The following is a 24796-nucleotide window of genomic DNA, read 5'->3' on the forward strand; positions in this document are numbered from 1 at the left end:
ACTCTGGTCGGGCTACGCCCTTCCGACGTTCCCCGATTGCGGCATAAACTGGCCTGATTTTACACCGCCATTTGGCCTGTTTTTATTCCGCCGTTGACAGGTGAAATCAGATCATTTTGTGAAACCCTTCATTTCACAGGTTGCAGAATTTCTGAGGCTCTAAACCTCACTGTCGACCGGATCGACCTTGAAAATGAGGTTGTAGTTTTTGAAACCCTTAAAAAAAGAAAGACTGGAATCTACAGGGCTGTTCCTGTCCCACAGGTCCTGCTGAATACACTCGACCTGGTCCACCAAATCAGGAAGCCCGGCAAGCTGAATCGCAAGCTATGGCAATGGTCTAGGGTCACTGCCTGGAGGCATATCAAAGCAGTCATGGCAGATGCCAAAATTCAAGAAGGTCCTCATACATCTCCAAAAGGGCTCAGGCATGGTTATGGAGTGAATGCCATCTCGGCTGGTGTGCCTCTCAACATGCTCTCTAAGTGGATGGGGCATTCAGCCATTGAAGTCACAGCAATTTATACCAATGCAATTGGCACTGAGCAGAAGCAGCTATCAGCAAGAATGTGGGAACAATAATAATGAGTGATTTTTCTGTATCAGGTAAAATTCAGACAAATGAGATTGATACTGCTGCTGACTTTGAGAAGATCTTTGTCAGGGAGCTTACCAGCACTTTCAATAAGGTTAAATCCAAGGATGGCTCCAATGGCTTGATCTTATCTGGGCGGGTCAAGACATCAGTGTTCAACCCCATAGCATCTTTCAAAGGCAAACTTGATGTGAGCATCAAGAATGGGCAATGTAGGTACATATATGATGGGAAAGTCAGTACAAATGGTTGGTTCTGGATCACACTGCTGATCTTTGTGGTCCTATTTTTCCCACTGATACTGGTTATTGTAATCATGTACCACAAGCAAAAGAACCAGATCATTGAAGAGATGAAGAGGCTGGATCAGCGATTGCATTTTGCAATAGATAAACTTTAAAAGTTTCATGGAGACCAAGGGGTGCCAGACCTGCCCCTTGGTTGGTACACAAATCGGTACGCGCGGCGCGCGAACCTATCGTATTTTATCCTTTATTTTCAGTGCGCTACGGCTGAAATATTTCTAGGCGGGAGTCCGCTCTCTCCGCCAGATATTTCATCTAAGAAATTGAAATGGATGAATTTTATAAGTTGAGGTTATTGTGCCCCCCGGATACGCTTTAGCTCGCCTCTAACACCTAGAATTGCCCCAGGACAAACTGCCCCATCCCGTGTGATAAACTTTGATTGTTTTCAAAGCCCACCCTGTAGACTGCGCAAATTCTTGACTCTTACCGATATCGGAGATGCCTAGCTCAGTGAGCCGCGCCTTTTCACGCCAAAGCCTCTTCTGGAATTCTAAACCGGTCCGGCCAAGCATCAGAAGCTTTTTGTTTCAAGAGCCCCTCATCCGCCATCGCCTAAAAACCATAGCCAAAGCACGATTCAATCGCAATCCACACTGATGGAAGCCACGGAAAACGCTAAACTTTTGACTCTGTTATGGAAAAGACTGGTGCTGCGAGAGAGGATTGAACTCTCGACCTCTCCATTACCAAGGCAAGTTGATGAGTGCCTATTTACCGTTTCTTTCCAAAACGATAGCCTTTTCTTGAATTGGCCTGTGCCAAATCTGTGCCAACGAGACCAGTTTGCTTGTCGAACTTCTCAGCAAGGCTTTTACCTGCATCGTGACTATGCACATATGTTTCCAGAAACAGCTTTGCTGATTTCCAGCCACCGGCATCCATCGCAGCCTTAATGTCAGCATCAGGCACCGCCATGGCGTTCGTACCGAATGAATGACGGCCTGCCGAGTGCGTGGTGCGCTTCTCAATCCCTGCCCGTTTACACACAGCCACGATCCGGCGATTAACGGCCTTGGTGTCAGTGTATCGAAATACCGGCTCACCATCAGCCAGACCGAGCGCAGCCATTCGCGTGACCAGTTCGCTTGTCAGGTGGCGCACAGACCATTCATCAGTCTTGGTCTTTTCCAGCATTGCTATTCGCTTGCCCAGATCGACATGCTCACCAGTGAGACGCACAGCCTCGGACACACGAGCGCCTGTCTGGTTCATGAATAGGACAATGCCCGACAGGTGAAACAGCTTGTCAGCGTCAGCTTGCGCCATGAACTTATCAAGCCATGCGCGATCAACCGGCTTGTGCTTATTCGACTTCGGAGCATCGAACATCTTTACTTTGATCGGGCTGCACCATCCCAGATCATGACCATGATTGATAACGGCTCTGGCTGGCGCTATCGCCTGCCTGTTGCGCGTTGTAGGCGCCGCCGTGGGGTAAACTGCTATGGCCATGGTTCGCAGCTCAGCAGGCTTTATCGTGCCAATGGCGCGGCCTTTGAAATATTTGATAATCGGCGCAAGGAAGCGCCCCTCGCCTCCCTGCTGCATATAGCTGGTTGCAGCCTCTTCAAAAAGCCTTACTGCTTCCTCGCCATAGGTATGACTTTTCCAGAGCCGCGCTTCATATTGCGCCCGGATTTGTTCCGCGACTTGCTTGTCGCGAGTGCCAAGGCTTTCTCGTATGCGCTTTCCGGCGATTGTGCCAACGGCATACCAGACCCCGTTTCGGCTTTTAAGTTCAAGGTTTGACATGAAAGTGCCTCCCGCAAGAGTGCTATGTGTTCCGGGTAAAAGACTTTCTTCGACCCGCGCCGCTCATAAAATTGGTGCGATTTAAGTTTGTCTACTAAAAACCGTCTGGACACACCGAGCAGCATCGCCGCGTCATCCATGCCGACCGGCACCAGTGACTTAGTCCAGTCGGGTAATGTCATGGGGATCATACCTTTCAAAATAAGCAGCATAGGAGGCGTCAGCACGTTTGCAGACCCACAAGGCAAGCCACTGCCAGAACCGATTGCGAAGTGAATGGATGAGCATCATTCCATCACCTCCAAAGCGCCTTCCCAGTCTTTGATTGTTTTCCCTACTAACTGGCTCAAAAGCCTCGCCGTGAAGATCAAATCGTCAATGTCATCAGCGGACAGATACCAATAATCTGTGTGCTTGGTGAGAGCCTCGTGGCTTCTGGTAAAGTGCTTATCCAGTTGCAAGTTCATCAGCGAAACTGCATTCTTGGCATCACGAATAGGGCTTTCGAGGTCCATAACCCGGCTACGAAATTCTTTTTGATCAGCCATCACTTGTCACCTTCCAGATACTTGATTGCTTTCTGCATCAGGTCGGCAAAGTCTCGATCAAGGCAGATATGAACCGGGTATTCACGCGATGATGACGGATAGACCAAGACCAGATAATGATCGTCCATGTCGTTCAGCGCGGCTGACAGTTCCTTTGCGAGCCTGTTTACTCGCTGCACCGGCAACTCCGGTTTATCTGCTGGCAAATCATTAATCAGTGCATCGGTGTAGGCTTTGTAAGCCTCTTCCTTGGTGAGTTTCTCGCCACTGCGCAGGCGCATACATTGCCAGATCGCGTCATGATTGGTGAAATCATAATCTGGATTGACGTTCCCGGCCTTCACGCTCTTGGCGAGTTGTTCGGCGGTATTCTTAATGCGTTGTGCGCGGTCGATAGGCATACCTTCGGCGGTTGCCTGACTTGGTTGTGTCGGCATTGCTATTCTCCAGATTGTCGATAATTGGCGCTTAGAGTGGTGCGCCGTCCTTGATCCAGTCTGAGACGATAGCGTCAATCAGATCGGCTACATTGTATTGATAAATGGCAGCAGTCGCGGCGTAGAAAACAAAATCCTGATCGTCTGGCATCAGAACGTCATATTCTGGCACACGGCCACCATTACCAAGTTCGAGGCTTAAATCGTCATCGGCGGTAAGAGTTAAGCCAAAGCCCACGACTTTACGGACCACGCTGGAAAGGCGTCCCGGATTAACCGGGATGCCAAAGGCTGGATGAACGACTGTCATTGCTCGCCTCCATTCGATAACTTCATGAATGCGAGGTATGATATTGCTACGGGATCATTTTGTGCGGCTTTGGCAACCGCACACTCTTCCAGCGTCATACCCGATGGCATCCCATCGAAAAGTGTCGAAACCAGTTTAAGAGCCTCAAGCTCCCTCTCAGCCCTGTCAGCACCGTCATCAAGCATGTCGGCAGCTGCATTCAGGCCAATGAGAAAATCGTCATTTGTTGCATTTGGATAGCGCTCGAAGGCAAGTTTTTCCAAAGCTTCCATGCTGATACGGTTTTCAACAGCCAGCTCAGCTATAGCCATTTGAGTTTCAGTTAATCGCGCAGAGGTCATAGCTCTCTCCAACTTGAAGGGAGCGCCACATGGCGTGGCGCATCAGTTTGATGATTAGTGAAGCGAACCTTCGATAAGGTCGCGCACCTGATCCCATTGGCGATTGTACTGCTCTAAGGCAGCAGCCACGGAGAGCTGACTGTCGTCGTGTTGGATGGTTCCTATAATATTGGCTCGGTGAGTAGCGAGCATTTGCGGATTAGCTTTTGCCGTTTCCCGCAGAATATTAACGCCACTGATCAATTCGTCGCGTACCGTTTCACAGCAAAGGTCGATGAGGCGATCACACACCTCATCAATCAATGTCTTTGTACGAAGTCTGGAATAAGCAGAGGTTTCATTTTTCGTCATGTTGTTCTCCATCAGGCGATTTGCCTGATGGGATTAATACACCTTGGATTAACCAAGTCAATACACGATGTATTAATTTAATCCAATGTTTAGGCCGATGTGATTTTCCCTCGGACTATTCCAATGATTTGTAAGGCGTCTACTTGCGCCTCAAAGGGCGATATTTTTTCATCGTCCGCACTAAGCCTCACCATCATAGGGTCGGAAAATAAAACTTTCTGCACCCTTCTGATTTCGGGGTTACTGGTTCCGTCACTAATCAAATAAAGCCCATCTACAATGAAGTCCTGAATACCCGTATCTAAAATCGCTATGTCCCCATTTTTGAGGGAAGGCGACATGGCGTCACCTATTATGGGAAACGTGATTGTGCTTTCCGCATCAGATCCAAATCGATTTTTGATGAAGTTCTGAGGGAAACCAAAGAAGCCAGTGACTTCATGGTTTACGGTTTCAGTCACTCCCACATGGCGTTTCCAAACAAAATCTTCCTTCACTCCGTCGAGGTCAGTACGGCTAAAAGACGGGGAAATCATGGGAACCGCGTCGGCCTTTCTAAAACGTGTGGCCGCTTTCCTTGAACGTACGTCATAGCCCGCTCCAAGGTCGAACACACTTCGACTTTCCGCTTCTAGTGCCGCGTCCCTTACTTCTGCATCCTTGTCACGTACTTCTTCCATATGTGTTGACGACATCTCTCCTGCCCCCAGCAGAAGCCAAGGAAGAGAGACATGGAAACGTAGTGCATAAAGCCGCGCTGCATCAGTACTGAAATCACGAGTTCCGTTTTCGTGATGGATGTAAGTAGGCGTGGACACGCCCAAAGATCGGGCAGCTTCAGACGCTGAATGGAATTTTGCGAAAATCCGCGCTTGCCTGAGACGGTCTGCTTTTGTTTGCGACATTTAATCCAACCCGTATTGACATTGAGCCAATAATACCAGATGAATTAATACCTGTTGGATTAATCGTTAATACGGTAAACAAATGAATAAACGTCTTTCAGAACTACGCGAGCGACTTGGCTGGTCACAGGCAAAAATGGCTCACGAACTTGGAGTTTCTCAGCCTTCTGTCTGGCGCATCGAAAACGGTAAGCAGGCAGCATCTAAGTCAGTCGAGAAGCTCATCGAAATTCTTGAAACTCAACCAGAACCCGCCGCCTAAAAACAAACGCCGCCCTGTTGACGAGACAGGAAGCGGCGCTGGGATAGAGAAACCTCTGCGGCGGTTTCAAACTGAATATACCAACCCCATGAATATTTCGCAACCGTAATGATTAGGAAGCGAAGTTTCTGAAGTTCAAATCTACAGCCTGCATTCGAACCATGTCTGCTCGGAGGTTCCCGGTGGCAAAAATGCAGTGATGTAACAAACGGGCGGTCTTTTCACGATCTTGACCCTGCCTGTCACCAAATCGGTGCTGATGAAGATCATCGGGCCTGCCGCAGCCCAAGCGAATATGCGGAACAAAACAAACGCGGCTCTGGTGTGCCCATTCCATCCGCTGCCTTGAGGCCGGGCAACCCCCGGAACGGTTGAGAACGATTGGTTGATGTCATCGGGATGACGACCTGACCATTACTGATCGTGGTGGAGCCGAGAAAATCCACCGGCGGACGAGGTAGGGACAATGCCTCGGTCTCTCTGCGGAGAGAAAAGGATCACTTAGTACGCGGTGCTTCGGCACTCCCCATAGTCGGGGGCTTGAGAAGGGATTGCTTCCCATACCTCAAGGCGGAAAGGGCGGGAGCTATGTCTAAATGGTCAGAAAGGACGTGAAATGACCGAAGATGATGCAATTGATTTCATGGTGTTTATGCATGATCGTATTCGAGGCTGGGGTATTCCTCTTTCGGTGAACCCGCGTACGGGCTTTGCGGATTTCCGTACAAAGGCAGCAAAACAGAACAATACGTTTTTAACTGATATGGCTTTGCAGCATGCCGGTTTTGAGAACTTGGTGAAATGCATTCAGAACGGCGGACATTACGCTGACCTCTATCCTGAGCCTATGCGAGACATCATTCGCTTCCGCGCAGATCATATTGTTCCTCGTGAATGGAACGAACCATCATCCCCAGTGTCAATCCAGCAACGCGCCGAATATCAAGGATTACCGCCCCTGCCTGACTGGATATTGAGGTATGGAAAGCCTGCAAGTATCGCTGATCATCCACCCTATCCAGAGCCGACCGATATTTTTAAGGCGTGGGATAGTGAGCCGCCAGTTCCACAATCAAACGTCATTCCGTTTCCGATGAAAGGTGCAGCATGACCGAGCAAAGCAATCCCCGCGTTGTCGAGGCCGCACAATGGCTTGCTGTAACGCCTGACAGTGAAAAGCCGCATCCGGTCATGGAAGGACTGCGCCAGCGGTTCGGCCTGACTGTTCTCGAAGCCAGCCAAGCAGCGACAGAAGCAAGGCTAATCAGGAGCAGAGCGATTTGAAGACACTCACCCCGGAGATATACGACGAAATGACGGCAGGGATAGGTGCTGGAGGCTCGCCAAGGGCTTCCGGCTATATGACCACCCCAAAACGCTCAACGCTTGCCAGCGAGGCTCTATGGGGCGCTGCGAGCATAGCGAGATACATGGGCGTGTCTGATGACTTTGTGAGAAAATTGGCCTTGAGAAAGGATGCTCCAATTCGTATGAAGGCAGGGCGTTATTACTGCACCCGGACGGAAATTGTTGTCTGGCTGAATGCGAACGATCCGAAATAGCGTAAGTAACTGATTTTACCGTCAATTAACTGATTTTCGGGAATGGCAATCGCAGCCGTTCCCGCTCATGTTCTGGGTCATGAAGATATGGCCCTTTTATCGAAAGAAAGCACTTACCGACGATCAGATACTTGATCTAATCGGACAGGGTGCGCCGACTGCGACCGGCATTCCAGTTTCGATAGAGACTGCTCTGCGCGTCCCTGCTGTTGCGACCGCTGTCCGTACCATTTCGGAAGCCGCCGCCAGCCTCAAGGTGAAGGTGGTTGAGATTGCCGCCGATGGCACCGAGAAAGAAGCTCCCGATCATCCGGCTCTAAGCCTTCTGCGCCACGATGCGAACGACTGGACGAGTGGGTTTGAATTTATCCGTTCGATCATGGTTGATGCGCTTTGTCGTGATCAGGGTGGGCTTGCACTGGTCACGCGCAGCTCTGACCAGCGTCCGCTTGAAATGATCCGGTATCGCCCCGGCTTTATCAATGTCGATTATCCAGATGATACCTTGCAGCCCCGCTATCGGATTAACGGCATTGTTCGTAACGCATCCGAAATAATCCATCTCAAAGGCACCTTCGACAAATCCCCGGTCACACTGTGCCGTGAGGCCATTGCCGTTGCTATCGTCATGGAAAAACACGCTGCAAAGCTGTTCGGTCGTGGTGCGCGTCCTAGCGGTATTCTGCGCACCAAAAAGCCCCTTGGCGATCAAGGCGCAAAGAACATGATCGATGCCTTCCGCCTGCAAATGGAAGGCCCTGACAATTCAGGCAGAACTGCAATCTTGCATGATGATGCTGAGTGGGTGCCTATGACCATGTCATCGGTTGATGCTCAATTCCAGCAGCTTCGCCTTTTCCAAATGCAGGAAATAGCTCGCGCCTTCAATCTGCCAGCAACATTGCTTGGCGACCTTTCAAAAGCCACTTGGTCAAACAGTGCTGAAATGCATCGCCAGTTCTTGCAGCTGTGCCTTGAGCCATGGTTGCAATCACTCGAAAGCGCATTGCGCCGGGCACTGTTCAACAAGGATGAGCGAAAGAAATTCGCCATTCGATTTGATCGTGACGACTTCACCAACGTCGATTTGACGGCTCGTGCGACTGCAATCAGTTCGTTGCGCTCTTCAATGGTTCTGACCCGCAATGAGGCCCGTAGCTGGCTTGATCTTGAGCCGGTCGATGATGGCGACACCTTTGAAAATCCAAACACTGGATCCAGTCAGCCAGGCATCGGTCACAACGGTGGCCCTGCTTTAGACGGTCCAAAAAAGCCCGAAGAGGATGAGAATGAAGACGCTTGAAGATATTCTCGCTGACGTGGCGGAACAGGATCGTGGGCGCGTATGCGAGCTTACCGATCCAGTCACAGGCGAAGGAACCGGGATCAGGCTGACGATTGTCGGGCCTGACAGCAAGACGGCTCATGATGCGCGTATCGCCATGACCGACGAGCTTATGGAAATGACCCGGCATGACGGCACTGTGTCCGGTGAAGACCGTGAACGCGCACGGCTCAATAGCTTGGCACGTCTTATTGTTCGCTGGGAAATCCCTGACGAGCATGGCGGCTTCGACGTTCTCAGCCACAAGAACATCATTCGCTTGCTGCGCGTGTCATGGGTTGAAGCACAGGTCGATACCTTTGCCAGCAACCGCTCTCTCTTTCGTGAGGTGATGTGATGGATCGGCTATTCGTTGAAACAAAGATGATTGCCGACGATAGCGGCCTGATAACCGGGCTTGCTTGGAAGTTCGGCACACCCGACCGCGTGGGCGATGACATCCTGCCCGGTGCGTTCAAATCGGCCAAGATGCCCATTCCACTTTTATTCGGCCACGACATGAACGACCCGATTGGCACATGGGACATCGCAGAGGAAAAATCAGACGGTCTGCACCTCACTGGTAAGCTGCTGATTGATGAAGTGCCCCGCGCTCGTGAAGTCCGCGCACTGGTCAAATCGGGTGCTGTTCGTGGTGTGTCCATTGGCTTCATCACCAAGCAGGCGACCAGCCGATCAGGCGGTGGCCGCACAATCAAATCCCTTGAGCTTCTGGAAGCGTCCCTCGTGACAATTCCGATGCATCCCGGCGCGAAGGTGACTTCGGCCAAGTCGGCAGTTCAGGCGCTGAGTATCGCCGCTGCTATTCAACGCGCAGCCGCGCAGATTGGAAGAAACTGACATGAACCATGTCACGAAGCAGGCGCTGCGAGGCAGCGTGGCAATCACCCTCAAAGGCGAAGAGGACGATCCGACAAATATCGTCACCAAGGCGCTGTCTGACCTGAGCGCATCGATTGATGAGCGCTTCAAGAAGGTTGAAGGCGTTGATGTGAAGGCTATCACTGATCGTCTTGACGAAATCGAAAAGAAGGCTGGTCGCATCAGCGGTAAGCAGAGCAATGAAGAGCAGAACGACATCGAGCGCAAGGCACTCTCGCACTTCGCCCGAACCGGCTCTGACGTTGAAGTGAAGGCGGCGGCATCGGACAACAACCCAGAAGGCGGCTATTTCGTCCTTCCGACTGTTGACCTGACAATTCGCACACTGATGACCGATTTGTCGCCTATGCGCGGCCTTGCGGAAGTTGTCAGCATTTCAACCGACAAGTACGAGCGCTTTTACTCGATGGGTAAACGCGGTGCTAAGTGGGTATCGGAACGCGAAGAGCGTCCACAGGACACGGCTCGCCCTGAACTGATCAAGCACTCGTATGGTGTAGCTGAACTCTATGCCGCTCCTGTCGCAACCCGTCATCTGCTCGATGATGCTGCCACTGACATTGCGTCCTGGCTGATCAACAACGCCACGCACGATTTTGCTGAAACTGAAGGCGAAGCTTTCATGACCGGCGATGGTGTGGACGGTTCCCCGCGTGGTCTGCTCGACTATCCGACTGCGAAGGAAAAGGACTTTGAACGCGCATGGGGCAATTTCCAGTATGTGCCTTCAGGCGCCAGCCCGTCCGATAGCCAGCTTGGCGATGCTCTTATCAAGCTCGTTGCCACTCTGCGCCGCCCATACAAGGGCAATGCAGCATTCCTGATGAACAGCAACACGGCAATCCGCCTGCGCCAGATCAAGGATGAGAATGGCCGCTATCTCTGGGCACCGACTGGCAATCTGATCGAAGGCATTGAACACCCGCTTCTCGGCCAGCGCGTCGAGATTGACGAAACCATGCCCGACATTGGCGCAAACACCCTGCCAATCGCTTTTGGCGACTTCCGTCAGGGTTACGTCATCGTGGACCGTCAGGGCGTCCGTATCAACCGTGATGAACTCACCCAGAAGGGCCGGATTGTCTTCGACGTCTACAAGCGCGTGGGCGGCGGTGCTGGCGACTTCAATGCGGTCAAGTTCCTCAAGATCGCTGCGAGCTAAGGAGTTCAAGCCATGAAAGACACTTATCACGACAACAAGGCCGTTCAGGCTATTGCCCCGGCAGTAGTGGCCGCAAACACGAATGGCATCACTGTGGACCTTAAGGGCTTCGACAGCGCTCTATTCGTGGTCAATACCGGCGCAATCGATGCGGCTGGCGACTTTGGTATCAAGCTTCAGGAAAGCGATACCGGAACAAGCGGCTGGGCTGATGTGGCGGCAGCGGACATTCTGGGCGGCGCTCCTGCCACTCTGGAAGCCAATGCAGCTTATCGCATCGGTTATATCGGCTCCAAGCGTAAGCGCTATGTTCGTGCGGTTGCCACAAAGGCAGGCGGCACAAGCATCGCCCTTGGCGTGGTCGCCATCCTCGGTCATCCAGCACTCGCGCCGGTGGCCTGATATGACAAGCCGCGCTCCCTCGATATGCCAGCATTGTCGTAAGGCTCACACCCGTGAGAACCCTTGCGCCACAGTGTTGCGTTTAGCAAAGGAGCGCAAAGCCCGTTTCGATAAGAAGCGGCCTAATGCAACCCAGCGTGGCTATGACAGGGAATGGGAGAGAGAGGCTAAGGCTTTTCTTTCCCAGCCTGAAAACCAGTGCTGTGCGCGGTGTGGATCGAAAGCCACCGTAGTGATGCACATCCAATCAATCCGAACACGGCCTGATCTTCGCATGGTGCGCTCAAACTGGCGTCCCGGCTGTCAGAGCTGCAATGCAATCGAAGCCGCACAGGAGCGGCGCAAACTTAGCGAGGGCAAATCATGCCTATAGTAACAACATCAGGCACAAAGCTGTTTATTGGCGGTGTATTGGACGCAAAGCCCGACGACTTTGTTGCGGCAGACTTCACGCCTCAGACATTCGTTCGTGTGAACAATCTCGAAGGTCTTGGCACTATTGGCGACACATCGACGGAAGTCACCTTTGATGACATCGGCAAAGGCCGCACCCAGAAGCTGAAAGGCACCCGGAACGCTGGCAATCAGGAAATCGTTCTTGGTATCGATTATGCCGATGCTGGACAGCTTGCCATTATCGCCGCAGAGAAGACCATTCACGACTATGCGTTCAAGTTGGAGTTCAATGATGCTCCCGCAGGCGGAACGCCGTCACAGCGTCTATTCATCGCCAAGGTGATGAGTGCAGCCGAAGCACTGGACACGGCAAACAATGTGATGAAGCTCAATGTCACCCTTGGCATTAACTCGAACATCGTTCGTGTCAGCGCTGAGGATTAATCATGCATATAGCAACGTCAGGCGCATCATTCTCAATAGGCACTGTTCGTGAGGAATGGACAGCGCAGCAGGTTATTGCGTCTGACTTCGCAGGTGATGCGTGGACAAGGGTTAACGGCCTGACAAGCCTCGGTCGTATCGGTGGCGAGTGGCAGACCATGGCGACCACGCTGCCTGATCCAAACGACCCAGACAATCCGCCTATCCCTGATCATCAGAAGGTGGCGCGACCAGCCTACACAATGGAAGTGGTCGCAGCGCAGAACGATGAAGACGAAGGCCAGTTGCTTATGCTTACCGCAGAGCATGGCATCGATCCCTATTCATTCCAGATCATGCTCGCAGATGGTGCCAGACGCATGTTCGTTGCTCATGTGGTGTCAGCCAATCAGGTGATGGACGAGGCCAACAGTGTCGTTAGCTGGTCATTCGGTCTGCTTTTGCAATCAAACATCGTGAGGGCAGCATGATGAGCCGTGAAACATCGACCGTGAAACACCGGGGGGGGGGGGGGGCTGGTCTGAGACTTTCGACCCCTCATGGGCACCGGCGGGGGGGCCACGGCACAAGCCAGCATCTAAATGGAGTTTTCGGGAATGGATGAGTTTTTAACACTGGAAGCCCTGAAAGAGCAACTGAATTTGACGGCTGATCAGGGCGGGGGTGATGACAATCTGTTGCGCCGGAAGCTGGTCGCTGCGCAGAGCTACATCGAAAGCTTGCTTGGCTTCAAACTGGCTGAAACCTATGGCGGACAAGATCAGGAGCCGGTGCCTGCTGCATTGGTTGAGGTGATCTATCAAACGGCAGCGCATTGGTACGAGAACCGCGAGGCTGTTCTGGTTGGTGTGTCTGCGCAGGAATTGCCGTTTGGTGTCTGGCCTATCGTCAATGAGTTCAGGAAATGGAGCTTCTGACATGGCTGATGATGGTGGACTTGCACGTTTGAACAATCGACTTCGCGCCATTCCCGGACAGGTGAAAGAGGCAGCGGTGAAGGCGGTTGTTTCTCAAGCTAAGCTCATGGCGAAAGAGATGAAGGAGAAAGCCCCTCATGTCAGCGGTGCTTTGCGTGACAGCATCGTCGTGACAGGGCCGGAAGAAAGCACCCCGCCATATTCGCAGCCGGGCGGTGAGGTTGTCATCCCTGAAACCACGGCAGCGGTGACGGCTGGAAACAAGGACGTGCGCTATGCGCATCTGGTCGAGTTCGGCACCAAGAAATCGAAAGAGCAACCGTTCTTCTGGCCCGTAGTGAGGGAGCGCAATCCGAAGGCAACCAAGGCAATCAAGACGGCCATTTCCCGCGCCGTGAAAAAGAATTGGGGCAAGTGATGAAGGCATTCATTCATCGCCTACGCGGTTTCATGTGGACGCTGCAAGTGCGCCGCATCATGCGCAAGGCTCGTAAGAAACCCGGTCACGCGCATCGTCTTTGGTTGCACAGGAGGACCATTTTATGAGCAGCCCACAAATCGCTCTGCAAGATGCCTTGCTCAAGCGCCTACGTGAAGACGTTGGCGTGACTGCATTGGTGCCTGCAATGAAAATTCTGGACCGGAATGCGCGGCCTGTTGTCGAACCGTCAATCACCATTGGCACCGATCAGGGTGTGGATGCTGGTTATATCGAGCGCGATGTGACGACCGTCTATCACACGCTGCATATCTGGAAGAAAGAAACGGGCTTGATCGGTGCAAAGTTCATCGCCGCAGCCATAACCAAAGCCGTCAAGAAAGCCCGATTTGAGGCCGTGGACGGCTATCACTTTGCCGATTGTTTTGTGTCTGACACGCTGTTTCTTCGCGATGAAGATTTTAGCCATGGTGTCGTGACTGTCAGGGCAATCGTTCAGGAGGTCGCATGAGAGCCGGTAAACTGGATAGGCTGATACGTGTCGAGCGCCCGGACGGTTACACAGATGACGGCCATGGCGGTCAAGACCCGGTATGGGCGAAGGTCGCGGACATTCGCGCCCAGATCGTGCAGGCAAGCACTGAGGAATTTATCCGCTCGTATGGTGCGAGTGACGAGACTGTCATCATTTTTCGTACCCGATTTATTGACGGTGTGACGCCTGAAGACCGCATCACTTATGGCGGCGGTGAATACGACATCAAGGAAGTCAAGGAGCTTGGTCGCCGTCAGGGGTTGGAAGTCCGCTGTGTCAGGAGGCCGGAATGAAGGGAACGAAACCACAGCTTGTCATCGACAATGACGCCATGCAGCGCGTTCCATCGCCGCCGTCTTGGTTCTCTGATGCTGCAAAGAAGGAATGGCGCAGGGTTATCAAAGGGCTGATCGAGCGCCGTATTTTGACCAATGGCGATATTGGATCGCTCGAAAACTATTGCATTGCCATGGGCCGCGTTCGTGAGCTTGAGGCGAAACTGCAAGAGGGATTTGAGCCGCCACTGTTCCGCGCACAGGATAAGGCTATGACCACGGCCCGACAGCTTGCCGCCGAACTCGGATTAACACCTGTGTCGCGTTCGCGCCCAGCCGTGAGAAAGGCTTCCGATGACGGCGAAGACCTATCCCCATTGGATATATGACGGTTCGGAGATTGAAGACCCGTTCGGACGCGGTGAACGCGCCGTGCAGTTCCTTCGCGCCTTGCGTCATCCGAAGTCCATCCTTCCGAAGAATGCCTTTCAGCTGGACGAATGGCAGGAGCGGATTGTCAGGCGCATCTATGGGCCACGTCATCCAGACGGTTCGCGTGTGGTGAAAACTGTTGTGTTGCTGTTGCCGCGTGGCAATCGCAAGACATCGTTAGCCGCTGCCCTTGCGTTGCTTCACACAATCGGGCCTGAGCGCGTGCCTGAAGGTGAATGCATCTTCGCAGCAGCAGACCGTAAACAGGCGGGTATCGCGTTTAAGGAGGCTCTGGGGATCATCCGGGCTGACAAGCGTGTCACGGCTGCAACCCGTGTCTATGACGCGCACAACAGCGCCAAGAAAATTGTTTATCCAAAAGAAGGCTCGTTTCTCGAAGTCATATCGGGCGATGCTGGCACACAGCACGGCCGCACCCCTGCATTCGTCCTTGCCGATGAAATCCATATCTGGCCGAACCGTTACCTCTGGGAAGCACTCACAACCGGCTTGGATAAGACCGATAACCCGTTGCTGGTTGTCGCAACCACGGCAGGACGTGGACAGGACAATCTTGCGTGGGACGTGGTCGAGGATGCGCGAAAGGTTGCGCGTGGTGAGGTGGACGATCCGTCTATTCTCCCGATTATCTTTGAAGCTGATCGCAATGATGACTGGCGTGATGAAAACATCTGGCATGAGGTCAATCCCGGCTTGCGCCACGGCTATCCGTCCCTTGATGGATTTAGACGCCATGCCAAACGCTCAGAGCGCAGCGTGGGCGAGCGTCAATCACTTCGACAGCTAAAGCTCAACATCTGGCTGGATGCTGCCACAGACCCGTTTGTGGACATGGATATTTATGATGCAGGAAAAGGCCGCGTTGATCTTGATGCCCTCAAAGAATTGCCGTGCTGGATCGGTGTGGACCTTTCATCGACAATCGATCTTTCCGTCATTCTGGCTTGCTGGCGCGATGCTGACGGCTATGTCGTACATCCTTGGTTCTTCTGCCCTGAGACGAACGTGGATGAGCGTGAGGATATGTCAGGCGGTTCCTATCGTGGCTGGGTGGATGATGGGCTGATTACAGCCACAGAAGGCCCGACAATCGATTATCAGGCAATCGAAAACAAAATCATTGAACTGTGCGAAGACTTCAACGTGCAGGAAATCGCATTCGATCCGTACCTTGCGCGACAGGTGCAGCCTAAGCTGCTGGATATGGGCCTGCCAGCCGTGGACATGCGACAGGTGCCTTCCCTGATGATGCCAGCCATTCATGAGCTTGAACGGGCTATTCTGGCCGGTGAGTTCCGTCACGGCGGTCATCCGGTATTGCGGCACTGCTTTTCAAACGTGGTCGTCAAGCGAAACGATCAGGGCCATGTCGCCAAGTTCACGAAACCCAAACAATGGCTTTCCATCGACGGCGCTGTGGCTGCTGCAATGGCCGTCTCGCGTTGCTCAGAAGGCGACAGCGGACGCTCAAGCTATGACACTTTCAAAGGCAATATTGAGGACTTTATCTAATGGCTGAGAACGAAGAACGCCTCGTCGTATTGCTTGAGGCACGTGTGAATGAACTCGAAAAAGGTATGAACAAGGCGCAACGTGTCGCCAATGCCGCTTATCGGGAAATGAAAAAGGGTAGCCGTTCTGCAACTGCGCAGATGGAACAGGATGCCAAACGATCCGCAAGCCGGGTTAATCAGGCATTCGCAACCATTGGCACAAAGGTGGGCGGCTATGGCAAGGCATTCGGCCTTGGCTTGGTGGGCGGTATAGCCACGGCTGGGCTGGCTGCTATCACTGCATCAGTGAAAACCGTCACATCGTCTTTTGCCGAATTGGACCGTGAAGCCAAAACAGCCGGCTTAAATGTCGAGGACTTCCAGCGCTGGCGATATGTTGCTGATCAGAACAAGATTGGCATTGATGCCATGATTGACGGCTTCAAAGAATTAAACCTTCGCGCTGATGAGTATATTCAGACTGGCAAGGGTTCGGCTGCTGAAAGCTTCCAGCGTCTGGGGATGTCCCCAGACGAAGTAAAGCAGCGTATCAAAGACCCTTCCGCGTTCATGCTGGAACTGATTGAGCGCACCCGACAGCTGAAAGACACAGCGGCAGGCGTCCGCATCTTTGATGAGCTTCTGGGCGGTTCAGGTGGCGAGCAGTTTGTGCGGCTCATTGAGCAAGGCCGTCAAGGTATCTCTGCAACCATTGATGAAGCCAATAAGATGGGCGGCATATTCGACAAGGAGTGGATTGATAGGGCTGCTGAGATTGACAAGAAGTTCAATCAAATCTCGACAACCGTTGGCACTGTGTTGAAGGGCGCAATTGTTGACGCTGCGCAAGCACTGTTCGACTTCATGGATAAATTCAGGGAGTTTGAAAACCAGACGCGCCGCACCCTGCAAAACCGCCAGACCGCGATTATGGGCGAGAAGAATGCCCTTGCTGCTGAAATTGGTGAGGCTGAAACCGAACGCGATGCACTGACAAAAGGCGGCGGCGGCTCGCCCGGCATTCTCACAGGTCAAATCGGTGAACTCAAGCAGCGCATGGACGCGCTCAACGCCGAAGAAGATAAGATTATCGCAATCTTGAGCCAGCGCACCGAGGATGAAGCCAAGGCGAACAATGCACTTCGTCCGACATTCAAGCCATACGTACCGCCTGAAAAGCCCGGCAGCAGCAAGAAGTCTGATGCAGATCGTGAGCGCGAAAAGGCAGCAAGAGCCGCAGATCGTGAGCGTGAAGCCGTCAAAGCCCTGATCGAAGATTTGCAGTTTGAAGCCTCTCTCGTCGGTAAATCCGCGATTGAGAAAGAGAAAATGATTGCCCTTCGCCAAGCCGGTGCCGCTGCAACGGGTGAGGAAAAGAAGCAAATTGAGGCACTGGTTGAAAGCACCTATCGCCAGACCGAGGCTTGGAACAAGTCAGAAGCCGCCATGCAGGAACTCAATGACGCTGGCCGTGAGTTCGCCGGAACGCTTGCTTCTGGAATGCTAAGTGGTGCCGATGCTACTGAGGTGCTGATTGATGCAATTGGCCGTCTGGCTGATCGGTTCCTGAATAGCGGCCTTGACGCTCTATTCGGCGGCGGTGGGTTTGGAGGCATCTTTGGCAACATATTCGGCGGCGGTTCTGGCTTTGGTACGAACTATTTCCCGCCTATCCCTAAGTTTGCGAAAGGCACGAACGCAGCGCCGGGTGGCGTGGCATTGGTCGGTGAACGTGGCCCGGAACTGGTCAATCTGCCACGTAACTCTCAGGTGATCCCAAATCATATGCTTGGTGCATCCGGTGGTTTGTCGGTCGAGAAGGTTCCCTACGTCGCTGATGTGCGTGTGTCGGTTGATGAAAACATGAACCTCAAAGCTGAAATGGTTGGGATTGCTGAACAGGTGAGCCAGAAGGGTATCGCCCGATATGACAGGTCTGGGCCTTCCCGATTTAAGCGCGACAGCATGGAAGCAAACCGGAGAGGATTGATCCGATGAGCGCAGTTAATCGCCTTCAACAAGCTATGGTCGCTGCAATCAAGCAAGCGCTCGCATCGTCCAAATCGGTTCCAGTGCCGCCCGGTGGCTCACTGGTCTGGGGCTGGTTTATGGATTTGAACGCCGCCCGCACATGGCATCAGAACGGGCCAAATCCGATCACCTACGCGGATATTGAAGCCTATGCCCGTTTGCATCGCTGGAACATGTCGCCCGACCACGTGGCAGTTCTCAGACTGATGGATGCTGCCTATACGGATGACTTCTATTCAAGACGTGAGCGGGAACGCAGCGGCGTGAAGACAACACCGACAATCTCACAACAGGAACTCACTCCTGAACTGTTTGACGCGGTGTTCGGATGAGGATCAAGAAAGGGCGCTCATCGGGCAAGATATTCAATGGTGAAGCCAGAGAAACACGCATAGGCGAAATCATGGACGCCTTGCGGGACTGGCGTTCGTCACCGTTCGAGCATGAAGGCACAATGAGAGCCGGATTGCGTTCGGCATTGTGCATGAAAGGGCACGGATGGAACAAAGCCGATCTTGAGGCAGAGGGCTTGATCAACGAGGCTTTTCATCGTCTGGGGGCAAAGCGGCCAACATGGGATCAGGCGCAAGCTTGGTACACCACGCCACGCGAAAACTGCCTGTGGTGCTTTATGGACTTACCGGAGGAAGCCTATTCTGGAACGCGCAAAGATAGGTTCTGCTCGGAAGTTTGCGCACGATCAGCTTTAGAGCATCGGCAATTCGAGCGTCATTACCAGCAAACCGAGATTGGCAATTCAGCCTATCGCATCATATCCCGTAGCAGGACGGAATTAAGGGCGTGTGCGCATTGTCTCACAAGCTTCCATCCTGCATCTCTGGGGGGCAATGGTGGCAAGCAGATTTATTGCTCGGTCAAATGCCGAAACGATGCAAGGCGGATTGTTCCCGTTCGCAACTGCAAGGAATGCGGAAAGTCATTTCAACCAGACAGGCGCGACCGGCTTTTCTGTTCCAATGAATGCAAATACGAACATGGTTCAACAAAGGTCTATGACCATAAGTGCGAGTTCTGTTTCAAGGCATTCAGCAGTAAAGCTGCAAATGCACGGTACTGTGGCGCGTATTGTCGGGAGAAAATGGCGCGGCTCGTCAGTGGTCGTTGGCAACCAAAAGAACTCACGCCAATTGTTTTCGACTACATGTTCAAGCAGGCGGCTTAGGTTTCCACTATCGGATTTTGGGAGGCAAGATCTTGATTTGCTTCCCAGTTCAGGTGTTCCAACTCTGCGTAGTGCCGTTGTGTAGCAACTCGATTGATTACGAATTGTCTCCCACTAATCCAAAGCCCACCCATGTAGGGCATGAAATTCGTATTGATGATAGAGCTATATTCGGTATTCATCGGGTAGAATGGAATTAAGTGCTCACCCTTTTCACTGTTAATTTCATGGAGGCGCTCCATGTACTTCAGTGTTGCAGCCTGAGATAAGATATATTCCCCACCTTGCATTAAGCCGGCCAAGGCATAAATACCTTTTCCTGCATAAGTATACATCGGGATGTCATCTTCAGGTCCTGTTCGCCCTAAAACTAAGCCACCATATCGAGCGTCTTGGAGATGAAAGTGTTCTAAAGCTGAGATAAAGTCAGGAAAAGTTCGTCTATAGGTATTGGCGCCACAATTGGTACAAGACGGAATGCTTATTTCTAATTCCGTCTCGCACTGCTCACATAAAGAAGTTTCTGCTATCTCAAGACTAAATTCGCCCATAAACCCGCCTACCAATCTGATACCTGTTCTAAGAAACCACTGTACGGAAGCCTGAACAGAACTTTGCCGTTTTCTGCAACGTCCTTCATTACCGCGATCCGGCAATAAATATTTTCAGCCCCTTCGTCTCTTCGACATTTAGCGTCAGGGCTGTCTATTAGACGATAGCCGGATATTCCCCAGACAATAGCAGTACCGCCGCTCGGCATTCCTTTGAGTGGTTGAATGACAATCACGCGAACGCCAGCGAGATACGCGGCAAATACCGCCACAGCTATCCAACTGATGATTATGAAGATTGTCCGCATGTAAGCCCCTTTGCCGCAAGCTGGCAGAGGCGCGGCGGGTGGTCAAGGCAAAAGAAAAGCCCCAACACGGGGGTGCTGGGGCCGAGCGTTCACGAAATGATCAGAAACCGTTGAACGCACTCCCAATTAGCAATTCTGGCGGAAATTGAAAAGCCCCGGCACGTCTCCCAACGTCACGGGGCCGCTTGCCTTGGAGCCACAGGGTTTTAAAGACCCCGGCAAGCGGCATCAATTTAATAATCACGTTCGAGATTGCAAGTCCCTGTTTTAATTGAACCTGCAACCATTTTCGACGGAATTATCTTTTCGTTTCGGTAAAGTCTCAGCCGAATTATCTCAAGAAAACCAGCGAATAATTTCAACGGACGTTTAACGGCTAAACTATGCAAATTTGCACAGTTTCACGTTTCAGTTTCTTTGCTCCCCAAAATCGGGGAGCGCAAACCCGACACCGTGTCGCTTTTCAAACTGCCAACAGTTAGCAATTTCAACCATACGATCTGAGCGTAAGGTTGGAGCAAATCACCTGAAATTGAGAACGGAAGTGGAACAGGCTGTGCCAGATATGTGCCGCACAGGTGTGCCAAACACTGCATAGAGGTGCGCATTTGTTCCCTATGGCTAACCACCGGGAATGAAAACTTGCCTTGAATATCAGGGGGTTGCTGGTGCTGCGAGAGAGGATTGAACTCTCGACCTCTCCATTACCAATGGAGTGCTCTACCACTGAGCTACCGCAGCATTCTCTTGAACGCGGCGGACTTCTGCCACATCATTGCGTGAATCGCAAGCAAGCAATTGCATTTCTTTTCACTTAATGTGGAAATCATTGGATACTCACTTTAAAACCCGCTTTTCGAAGGGTTTTTACCGGAGTACATAGTAGCCATGAGCGAAAAAAAGACCAAAGACGACAAAAAAAATCATATCGATCCGCGCGAGAAGCGGCGCGCTGAGCAATTGCGTGCGAATCTCATGCGGCGCAAAGTGCAATCGCGCTCACGACGTGCAGGCGATGCCGATGAACGCAATGATGGCATAACCGCGGGCAAAGAAGACATAGACTGAACCTTTCCCCGCTAAAAAGCACCTGCGCGTTCGGCGCTGCTTTTCAAGCAGAATATCATGTAATAAAGCCTTCCTTGAAGATAGAAAGCGGCTGCGTTAAAAGCACAGATCAATTCTCGGTGGTACCGCGATACGACTGTGATTCGTGTTCGACGTAATTCCGCCGCATGAACAGTCATTTCTTAATGCAACGCTGCCAGTCTCAAGTGCTGCGGAATTTGCAAATATCGATTGCCGGGCAAAAGCTTCGGCCCAGAAGGTGAAACAGCATGGATCGCATCAAAATCATCGGCGGCAACAAGCTCAACGGCGTCATTCCTATCTCTGGCGCTAAAAATGCAGCGCTGCCATTGATGATCGCTTCGCTTCTCACCGACGATACGCTGACGCTTGAAAACGTGCCGCACCTCGCCGATGTCGAGCAGTTGATCCGCATTCTTTCCAATCATGGCGTTGACTATTCCGTCAATGGGCGCCGCGAACATCAGAATGGCGCCTATTCGCGCACCATCCATTTCACGGCGCGCAACATTGTCGATACCGTTGCTCCTTATGAGCTGGTTTCCAAGATGCGTGCGAGCTTCTGGGTCATCGGCCCGCTTCTGGCGCGTATGGGTGAAGCAACCGTTTCGCTGCCTGGCGGTTGCGCCATTGGTACACGCCCGGTTGATCTGCTGCTCGAATGCCTTGAAGCGCTCGGTGCGCAGATCGACATTGAGAATGGATATGCAAAGGCGCGCGCACCAAAGGGCGGCCTTGTTGGTGCACGCTATCGCTTCCCAAAGGTTTCAGTTGGCGCGACCCACGTCATGCTGATGGCAGCAGCACTTGCCAAAGGCGAAACAATTATCGAAAACCCTGCGCGCGAGCCGGAGGTTGTCAATCTCGCCGACTGCCTGAATGCCATGGGCGCAAAAATCACCGGCGCAGGCACCGACACAATCCATGTGCAGGGTGTTACCAGCCTGTCGGGCGCACGCGTTCGCGTTATCCCAGACCGTATTGAAACCGGCACTTACGCCATGGCTGTTGCCATGACAGGCGGTGATGTGCTGCTTGAAGGCGCACAGGAAAGCCAGCTTACCGCAGCGCTTGAAACCTTGCGTCAGGCGGGCGCGGAAATCACCGAAACCAACAGCGGCCTGCGTGTCGTGCGCAATGGCCATGGTATTCATCCAGTCGATGTAACCACCGATCCGTTCCCCGGCTTTCCGACCGATCTTCAGGCGCAGTTCATGGGCCTGATGACGATGGCACAGGGGACATCACGCATTACCGAGACGATCTTCGAAAATCGCTTCATGCATGTGCAGGAGCTGGCGCGTCTGGGTGCAAAGATTTCTTTGTCGGGCCAGACTGCAACCGTTGAAGGTGTAGAACGTCTCAAGGGTGCACAGGTTATGGCAACGGATCTGCGCGCATCGGTTTCACTGGTTATCGCGGGCCTTGCTGCTGAGGGTGAAACAACCGTCAACCGCGTCTATCACCTTGATCGCGGCTTTGAGCGATTGGAAGAAAAGCTCTCGCGCTGTGGCGCTCATGTTGAGCGCATCAGCGGTTAATCATTTAAAAGCCGGATTTGCCTAATGCAGTCCGGCTTTTCTTTCATTTCCGGCTTATTCGTCAACAGGCTGAAAAGCCTGTCGATTTTTTTGTGCTGACATGCAAAGTTGCACACACGATATTTGAGAGTAGCAGGGAACAACGCAAGATATGGGCCAGATATGGAAATGTTGAAGCTTGTGGCGCTGGATGAAGAAGATTTGCAGGTCCTGTCCGCCCATCTTCAGGACGCGGTTCTCAAAGTGTCAGATCTGCAATATCTGGCGGCGGAGAAGCGCTTCGTGCTGACACTCAATCGCTTTGCGTGGGAAAAGGTCAAACCGAAGCTTTTCCGAAAGCCGCAATATCAGCGTCGCCGCACTGCTTTGCATTTTAACCGCGTCACGGCTGTCAAAGGCAGCGGCATCGACCGGCAGAAACCCGAAGAGGTTTTGTCACTGCTGGCCATTCGTTTTATTCCTGGTGAAGCACCTGCTGGAACTTTGGAACTGACTTTTTCAGCAAATGCCGCTATCCGTCTGGATGTGGAATGTATCGAAGCGCAGCTGACGGATCTGGGGGCTGCGTGGGAAACCAGTTCCGTACCGCGACACGACGCCTGATTGCGGTTCACGACAAGATTTCTCATTACACAAGACAACAGGGCTTTGCCCGGACCGACAATTAAAGGAATACCAGCGTGGTCACGACGCTCAGACAAACCGACCCCGATTTTGAAAAGAACTTTGCAGCTTTCCTGACCGGCAAGCGCGAGGTCTCTGAAGATGTGGATCGCGCTGCCCGCGAAATCGTTGATCGTGTACGCCGCGAAGGCGATGCCGCCCTGATTGAATATTCGCTGCGTTTTGATCGTATCGATCTGAATAAAACCGGCATTCGGGTTACGGAAGCAGAAATCGATGCGGCTTTCGATCAAGCACCTGCCTCAACCATTGAAGCGCTGAAACTGGCGCATGAACGTATTGAAAAACACCACTCGCGCCAACTCCCTAAGGATGATCGCTACACCGATGCGCTTGGCGTGGAACTCGGTTCGCGCTGGACAGCCATAGAAGCCGTCGGTCTTTATGTGCCGGGCGGCACTGCGAGCTATCCAAGTTCGGTGTTGATGAATGCTGTGCCTGCAAAGGTTGCAGGGGTTGAGCGGATTGTGATGGTTGTGCCCTCGCCTGATGGCAAGCTCAACCCGCTGGTTCTGGTGGCAGCCCGCCTTGCCGGTGTTTCAGAAATCTACCGTGTTGGCGGCGCGCAGGCTGTGGCGGCTCTCGCCTTTGGTACGCAAACCATTGCGCCGGTTGCAAAAATTGTTGGCCCCGGCAACGCATATGTTGCGGCTGCCAAGCGCATTGTCTTTGGTACGGTCGGCATTGACATGATTGCCGGACCTTCCGAAGTGCTGGTGATTGCCGACAAGGACAACAATCCGGACTGGCTGGCGGCCGACATTCTCGCGCAGGCAGAACACGATACGGCCGCGCAATCTATCCTGATGACCGATGACGAGCCTTTCGCGAAGGCTGTTGAAGACGCCGTTGAGCGCCAGCTGAAAACTTTGCCGCGTGCAGAAACGGCAGCGGCAAGCTGGCGCGATTTTGGCGCAGTCATTTTGGTTGAGGACTTTGATGCTGCCATCCCGCTGGCAAATCGCATTGCAGCCGAGCATCTGGAAATCGCCACTGCCGATCCCGAAGCCTTGCTGCCCCGAATTCGCAATGCCGGCTCAATCTTCATTGGTGCCTATACGCCGGAAGTGATCGGCGATTATGTCGGCGGCTGCAATCACGTTCTGCCGACCGCACGTTCGGCGCGATTCTCGTCCGGCCTGTCGGTGCTTGATTATATGAAGCGCACATCACTTCTAAAGCTCGGTCCCGATCAGCTGCGTGCGCTTGGACCTGCCGCTATTGAAATCGCTCGCGCAGAAGGCCTTGACGCCCACGCGCAATCCGTTGCCATCCGGCTCAACCTATGAGGGATC

Annotated in this window: 35 protein-coding genes and 1 tRNA gene; 26 read left to right on the forward strand and 10 right to left on the reverse strand. The window is 52.7% G+C overall.

Annotated elements, in window-relative coordinates; genetic code table 11:
- Positions 1–93: 93 nt before the first annotated feature.
- Together VBH83_RS11795 and VBH83_RS11800 are read left to right on the forward strand one after the other, a co-directional pair.
- Positions 94–582 (forward strand): tyrosine-type recombinase/integrase, encoded by a 489-nt coding sequence (locus tag VBH83_RS11795; protein ID WP_396997802.1) that lies wholly within the window; start codon positions 94–96, stop codon positions 580–582.
- Between the two features lie 2 nt (positions 583–584).
- Complete coding sequence (locus VBH83_RS11800) at positions 585–995, forward strand: hypothetical protein (protein ID WP_396997804.1); 411 nt, start codon at positions 585–587, stop codon at positions 993–995.
- A 619-nt stretch (positions 996–1614) separates the two neighbouring features.
- Here VBH83_RS11800 and VBH83_RS11805 read toward each other — a convergent pair.
- The 7 genes from VBH83_RS11805 to VBH83_RS11835 all read right to left on the reverse strand — a co-directional run bounded on the left by VBH83_RS11805 (position 1615) and on the right by VBH83_RS11835 (position 5547).
- The gene (locus VBH83_RS11805; RefSeq protein WP_396997806.1) at positions 1615–2655 is read right to left on the reverse strand and encodes a tyrosine-type recombinase/integrase; all 1041 of its coding nucleotides are present in this window, start codon (positions 2653–2655) and stop codon (positions 1615–1617) included.
- A 287-nt stretch (positions 2656–2942) separates the two neighbouring features.
- On the reverse strand, positions 2943–3203 hold the full coding sequence (locus VBH83_RS11810) for a hypothetical protein (RefSeq protein WP_396997808.1): 261 nt from the start codon (positions 3201–3203) through the stop codon (positions 2943–2945).
- Positions 3203–3640: a hypothetical protein gene (locus VBH83_RS11815; RefSeq protein WP_396997810.1), complete on the reverse strand. Its 438-nt coding sequence runs from the start codon at positions 3638–3640 to the stop codon at positions 3203–3205. Before VBH83_RS11815 ends, VBH83_RS11810 begins: the two co-directional genes overlap by 1 nt.
- A 31-nt stretch (positions 3641–3671) precedes the next feature.
- Positions 3672–3950: a hypothetical protein gene (locus VBH83_RS11820; protein WP_396997812.1), complete on the reverse strand. Its 279-nt coding sequence runs from the start codon at positions 3948–3950 to the stop codon at positions 3672–3674.
- Positions 3947–4261, reverse strand: a complete 315-nt coding sequence (locus tag VBH83_RS11825) for a hypothetical protein (protein ID WP_396997814.1) — start codon at positions 4259–4261, stop codon at positions 3947–3949. Before VBH83_RS11825 ends, VBH83_RS11820 begins: the two co-directional genes overlap by 4 nt.
- 84 nt (positions 4262–4345) lie before the next feature.
- The gene (locus VBH83_RS11830) at positions 4346–4642 is read right to left on the reverse strand and encodes a hypothetical protein (RefSeq protein WP_396997816.1); all 297 of its coding nucleotides are present in this window, start codon (positions 4640–4642) and stop codon (positions 4346–4348) included.
- 89 nt (positions 4643–4731) lie between these two features.
- The gene (locus tag VBH83_RS11835; protein WP_396997818.1) at positions 4732–5547 is read right to left on the reverse strand and encodes a S24 family peptidase; all 816 of its coding nucleotides are present in this window, start codon (positions 5545–5547) and stop codon (positions 4732–4734) included.
- Positions 5548–5629: 82 nt separating this feature from the next.
- Between VBH83_RS11835 and VBH83_RS11840 the strand changes: the two genes are divergently transcribed.
- From VBH83_RS11840 to VBH83_RS11935, 20 genes are all read left to right on the forward strand, one after another.
- On the forward strand, positions 5630–5809 hold the full coding sequence (locus VBH83_RS11840) for a helix-turn-helix transcriptional regulator (protein ID WP_396997820.1): 180 nt from the start codon (positions 5630–5632) through the stop codon (positions 5807–5809).
- Positions 5810–6425: 616 nt separating this feature from the next.
- A complete protein-coding gene (locus VBH83_RS11845; RefSeq protein ID WP_396997822.1) occupies positions 6426–6920 on the forward strand; it encodes a hypothetical protein in 495 nt (164 codons plus the stop codon).
- On the forward strand, positions 6917–7093 hold the full coding sequence (locus tag VBH83_RS11850; protein ID WP_396997824.1) for a hypothetical protein: 177 nt from the start codon (positions 6917–6919) through the stop codon (positions 7091–7093). The genes VBH83_RS11845 and VBH83_RS11850 overlap by 4 nt, the downstream gene beginning before the upstream one ends.
- Positions 7090–7371 carry a hypothetical protein gene (locus tag VBH83_RS11855; protein ID WP_396997826.1) on the forward strand — a complete coding sequence of 94 codons (282 nt, stop codon included), beginning with the start codon at positions 7090–7092 and terminating at the stop codon, positions 7369–7371. The genes VBH83_RS11850 and VBH83_RS11855 overlap by 4 nt, the downstream gene beginning before the upstream one ends.
- Positions 7372–7450: 79 nt before the next feature.
- Positions 7451–8674 (forward strand): phage portal protein, encoded by a 1224-nt coding sequence (locus VBH83_RS11860; protein ID WP_396997828.1) that lies wholly within the window; start codon positions 7451–7453, stop codon positions 8672–8674.
- Complete coding sequence (locus tag VBH83_RS11865) at positions 8661–9053, forward strand: hypothetical protein (RefSeq protein WP_396997830.1); 393 nt, start codon at positions 8661–8663, stop codon at positions 9051–9053. The genes VBH83_RS11860 and VBH83_RS11865 overlap by 14 nt, the downstream gene beginning before the upstream one ends.
- The gene (locus tag VBH83_RS11870) at positions 9053–9556 is read left to right on the forward strand and encodes an HK97 family phage prohead protease (RefSeq protein ID WP_396997832.1); all 504 of its coding nucleotides are present in this window, start codon (positions 9053–9055) and stop codon (positions 9554–9556) included. Before VBH83_RS11865 ends, VBH83_RS11870 begins: the two co-directional genes overlap by 1 nt.
- Position 9557: 1 nt before the next feature.
- Complete coding sequence (locus VBH83_RS11875; protein WP_396997833.1) at positions 9558–10760, forward strand: phage major capsid protein; 1203 nt, start codon at positions 9558–9560, stop codon at positions 10758–10760.
- A 12-nt stretch (positions 10761–10772) separates the two neighbouring features.
- On the forward strand, positions 10773–11162 hold the full coding sequence (locus tag VBH83_RS11880) for a hypothetical protein (RefSeq protein ID WP_396997835.1): 390 nt from the start codon (positions 10773–10775) through the stop codon (positions 11160–11162).
- 363 nt (positions 11163–11525) lie between these two features.
- On the forward strand, positions 11526–12002 hold the full coding sequence (locus VBH83_RS11885) for a hypothetical protein (protein WP_396997837.1): 477 nt from the start codon (positions 11526–11528) through the stop codon (positions 12000–12002).
- Between the two features lie 2 nt (positions 12003–12004).
- Complete coding sequence (locus VBH83_RS11890) at positions 12005–12472, forward strand: hypothetical protein (RefSeq protein ID WP_396997839.1); 468 nt, start codon at positions 12005–12007, stop codon at positions 12470–12472.
- Positions 12473–12598: 126 nt separating this feature from the next.
- Positions 12599–12919, forward strand: a complete 321-nt coding sequence (locus tag VBH83_RS11895; protein ID WP_396997841.1) for a head-tail connector protein — start codon at positions 12599–12601, stop codon at positions 12917–12919.
- A gap of 1 nt (position 12920) precedes the next feature.
- On the forward strand, positions 12921–13337 hold the full coding sequence (locus VBH83_RS11900) for an HK97-gp10 family putative phage morphogenesis protein (RefSeq protein WP_396997843.1): 417 nt from the start codon (positions 12921–12923) through the stop codon (positions 13335–13337).
- A gap of 124 nt (positions 13338–13461) precedes the next feature.
- Positions 13462–13869 carry a DUF3168 domain-containing protein gene (locus VBH83_RS11905; protein WP_396997844.1) on the forward strand — a complete coding sequence of 136 codons (408 nt, stop codon included), beginning with the start codon at positions 13462–13464 and terminating at the stop codon, positions 13867–13869.
- Entirely contained in the window at positions 13866–14186 is a 321-nt protein-coding gene (locus VBH83_RS11910; protein WP_396997845.1) for a phage head closure protein, read from the forward strand. The genes VBH83_RS11905 and VBH83_RS11910 overlap by 4 nt, the downstream gene beginning before the upstream one ends.
- Positions 14183–14557 carry a phage terminase small subunit P27 family gene (locus tag VBH83_RS11915; protein WP_396997847.1) on the forward strand — a complete coding sequence of 125 codons (375 nt, stop codon included), beginning with the start codon at positions 14183–14185 and terminating at the stop codon, positions 14555–14557. The genes VBH83_RS11910 and VBH83_RS11915 overlap by 4 nt, the downstream gene beginning before the upstream one ends.
- Entirely contained in the window at positions 14523–16133 is a 1611-nt protein-coding gene (locus VBH83_RS11920; protein ID WP_396997849.1) for a terminase large subunit, read from the forward strand. Before VBH83_RS11915 ends, VBH83_RS11920 begins: the two co-directional genes overlap by 35 nt.
- Entirely contained in the window at positions 16133–18112 is a 1980-nt protein-coding gene (locus tag VBH83_RS11925) for a hypothetical protein (protein WP_396997851.1), read from the forward strand. Before VBH83_RS11920 ends, VBH83_RS11925 begins: the two co-directional genes overlap by 1 nt.
- Positions 18109–18477: a hypothetical protein gene (locus VBH83_RS11930; protein WP_396997853.1), complete on the forward strand. Its 369-nt coding sequence runs from the start codon at positions 18109–18111 to the stop codon at positions 18475–18477. The genes VBH83_RS11925 and VBH83_RS11930 overlap by 4 nt, the downstream gene beginning before the upstream one ends.
- Positions 18474–19328, forward strand: a complete 855-nt coding sequence (locus VBH83_RS11935; protein ID WP_396997855.1) for a hypothetical protein — start codon at positions 18474–18476, stop codon at positions 19326–19328. Before VBH83_RS11930 ends, VBH83_RS11935 begins: the two co-directional genes overlap by 4 nt.
- Here the strand turns inward: VBH83_RS11935 and VBH83_RS11940 are convergent.
- From VBH83_RS11940 to VBH83_RS11950, 3 genes are all read right to left on the reverse strand, one after another.
- Positions 19325–19879, reverse strand: a complete 555-nt coding sequence (locus VBH83_RS11940) for a hypothetical protein (RefSeq protein ID WP_396997857.1) — start codon at positions 19877–19879, stop codon at positions 19325–19327. The genes VBH83_RS11935 and VBH83_RS11940 overlap by 4 nt on opposite strands.
- 8 nt (positions 19880–19887) lie before the next feature.
- A complete protein-coding gene (locus VBH83_RS11945) occupies positions 19888–20187 on the reverse strand; it encodes a hypothetical protein (RefSeq protein ID WP_396997859.1) in 300 nt (99 codons plus the stop codon).
- A 666-nt stretch (positions 20188–20853) separates the two neighbouring features.
- Positions 20854–20928 (reverse strand) — tRNA-Thr (locus VBH83_RS11950).
- 147 nt (positions 20929–21075) lie between these two features.
- Here VBH83_RS11950 and VBH83_RS11955 point away from each other — a divergent pair.
- From VBH83_RS11955 to hisD, 4 genes are all read left to right on the forward strand, one after another.
- Positions 21076–21255, forward strand: coding sequence for a hypothetical protein (locus VBH83_RS11955; RefSeq protein ID WP_265982832.1), 180 nt, complete (start codon positions 21076–21078; stop codon positions 21253–21255).
- Positions 21256–21524: 269 nt separating this feature from the next.
- A complete protein-coding gene (gene murA / locus VBH83_RS11960) occupies positions 21525–22817 on the forward strand; it encodes a UDP-N-acetylglucosamine 1-carboxyvinyltransferase (RefSeq protein ID WP_396997861.1) in 1293 nt (430 codons plus the stop codon).
- A 162-nt stretch (positions 22818–22979) separates the two neighbouring features.
- Positions 22980–23420 carry a DUF2948 family protein gene (locus VBH83_RS11965; RefSeq protein WP_265982830.1) on the forward strand — a complete coding sequence of 147 codons (441 nt, stop codon included), beginning with the start codon at positions 22980–22982 and terminating at the stop codon, positions 23418–23420.
- A 77-nt stretch (positions 23421–23497) separates the two neighbouring features.
- Complete coding sequence (gene hisD, locus VBH83_RS11970; protein WP_265982829.1) at positions 23498–24790, forward strand: histidinol dehydrogenase; 1293 nt, start codon at positions 23498–23500, stop codon at positions 24788–24790.
- Positions 24791–24796: the final 6 nt, after the last annotated feature.

Source organism: Ochrobactrum sp. S1502_03 (assembly GCF_044435015.1).
Lineage (GTDB): Bacteria > Pseudomonadota > Alphaproteobacteria > Rhizobiales > Rhizobiaceae > Brucella > Brucella chromiisoli.

Excerpts from the sequence above, each read along its gene's own strand:
- VBH83_RS11905 (WP_396997844.1), top strand. The coding sequence starts at position 13,462 with ATGAGCAGCCCACAAATCGCTCTGCAAGATGCCTTGCTCAAGCGCCTA.
- VBH83_RS11920 (WP_396997849.1), top strand. The coding sequence starts at position 14,523 with ATGACGGCGAAGACCTATCCCCATTGGATATATGACGGTTCGGAGATT.
- VBH83_RS11845 (WP_396997822.1), top strand. The coding sequence starts at position 6,426 with ATGACCGAAGATGATGCAATTGATTTCATGGTGTTTATGCATGATCGT.
- VBH83_RS11925 (WP_396997851.1), top strand. The coding sequence starts at position 16,133 with ATGGCTGAGAACGAAGAACGCCTCGTCGTATTGCTTGAGGCACGTGTG.
- VBH83_RS11885 (WP_396997837.1), top strand. The coding sequence starts at position 11,526 with ATGCCTATAGTAACAACATCAGGCACAAAGCTGTTTATTGGCGGTGTA.
- VBH83_RS11860 (WP_396997828.1), top strand. The coding sequence starts at position 7,451 with ATGAAGATATGGCCCTTTTATCGAAAGAAAGCACTTACCGACGATCAG.
- VBH83_RS11935 (WP_396997855.1), top strand. The coding sequence starts at position 18,474 with ATGAGGATCAAGAAAGGGCGCTCATCGGGCAAGATATTCAATGGTGAA.
- VBH83_RS11840 (WP_396997820.1), top strand. The coding sequence starts at position 5,630 with ATGAATAAACGTCTTTCAGAACTACGCGAGCGACTTGGCTGGTCACAG.
- VBH83_RS11910 (WP_396997845.1), top strand. The coding sequence starts at position 13,866 with ATGAGAGCCGGTAAACTGGATAGGCTGATACGTGTCGAGCGCCCGGAC.
- VBH83_RS11865 (WP_396997830.1), top strand. The coding sequence starts at position 8,661 with ATGAAGACGCTTGAAGATATTCTCGCTGACGTGGCGGAACAGGATCGT.
- VBH83_RS11930 (WP_396997853.1), top strand. The coding sequence starts at position 18,109 with ATGAGCGCAGTTAATCGCCTTCAACAAGCTATGGTCGCTGCAATCAAG.
- VBH83_RS11940 (WP_396997857.1), bottom strand. The coding sequence starts at position 19,879 with ATGGGCGAATTTAGTCTTGAGATAGCAGAAACTTCTTTATGTGAGCAG.
- VBH83_RS11850 (WP_396997824.1), top strand. The coding sequence starts at position 6,917 with ATGACCGAGCAAAGCAATCCCCGCGTTGTCGAGGCCGCACAATGGCTT.
- murA (WP_396997861.1), top strand. The coding sequence starts at position 21,525 with ATGGATCGCATCAAAATCATCGGCGGCAACAAGCTCAACGGCGTCATT.
- VBH83_RS11815 (WP_396997810.1), bottom strand. The coding sequence starts at position 3,640 with ATGCCGACACAACCAAGTCAGGCAACCGCCGAAGGTATGCCTATCGAC.
- VBH83_RS11835 (WP_396997818.1), bottom strand. The coding sequence starts at position 5,547 with ATGTCGCAAACAAAAGCAGACCGTCTCAGGCAAGCGCGGATTTTCGCA.
- VBH83_RS11870 (WP_396997832.1), top strand. The coding sequence starts at position 9,053 with ATGGATCGGCTATTCGTTGAAACAAAGATGATTGCCGACGATAGCGGC.
- VBH83_RS11880 (WP_396997835.1), top strand. The coding sequence starts at position 10,773 with ATGAAAGACACTTATCACGACAACAAGGCCGTTCAGGCTATTGCCCCG.
- VBH83_RS11915 (WP_396997847.1), top strand. The coding sequence starts at position 14,183 with ATGAAGGGAACGAAACCACAGCTTGTCATCGACAATGACGCCATGCAG.
- VBH83_RS11895 (WP_396997841.1), top strand. The coding sequence starts at position 12,599 with ATGGATGAGTTTTTAACACTGGAAGCCCTGAAAGAGCAACTGAATTTG.
- VBH83_RS11810 (WP_396997808.1), bottom strand. The coding sequence starts at position 3,203 with ATGGCTGATCAAAAAGAATTTCGTAGCCGGGTTATGGACCTCGAAAGC.
- VBH83_RS11820 (WP_396997812.1), bottom strand. The coding sequence starts at position 3,950 with ATGACAGTCGTTCATCCAGCCTTTGGCATCCCGGTTAATCCGGGACGC.
- VBH83_RS11830 (WP_396997816.1), bottom strand. The coding sequence starts at position 4,642 with ATGACGAAAAATGAAACCTCTGCTTATTCCAGACTTCGTACAAAGACA.
- VBH83_RS11890 (WP_396997839.1), top strand. The coding sequence starts at position 12,005 with ATGCATATAGCAACGTCAGGCGCATCATTCTCAATAGGCACTGTTCGT.
- VBH83_RS11945 (WP_396997859.1), bottom strand. The coding sequence starts at position 20,187 with ATGCGGACAATCTTCATAATCATCAGTTGGATAGCTGTGGCGGTATTT.
- VBH83_RS11875 (WP_396997833.1), top strand. The coding sequence starts at position 9,558 with ATGAACCATGTCACGAAGCAGGCGCTGCGAGGCAGCGTGGCAATCACC.
- VBH83_RS11800 (WP_396997804.1), top strand. The coding sequence starts at position 585 with ATGAGTGATTTTTCTGTATCAGGTAAAATTCAGACAAATGAGATTGAT.
- VBH83_RS11805 (WP_396997806.1), bottom strand. The coding sequence starts at position 2,655 with ATGTCAAACCTTGAACTTAAAAGCCGAAACGGGGTCTGGTATGCCGTT.
- VBH83_RS11955 (WP_265982832.1), top strand. The coding sequence starts at position 21,076 with ATGAGCGAAAAAAAGACCAAAGACGACAAAAAAAATCATATCGATCCG.
- VBH83_RS11965 (WP_265982830.1), top strand. The coding sequence starts at position 22,980 with ATGGAAATGTTGAAGCTTGTGGCGCTGGATGAAGAAGATTTGCAGGTC.
- VBH83_RS11900 (WP_396997843.1), top strand. The coding sequence starts at position 12,921 with ATGGCTGATGATGGTGGACTTGCACGTTTGAACAATCGACTTCGCGCC.
- VBH83_RS11825 (WP_396997814.1), bottom strand. The coding sequence starts at position 4,261 with ATGGCTATAGCTGAGCTGGCTGTTGAAAACCGTATCAGCATGGAAGCT.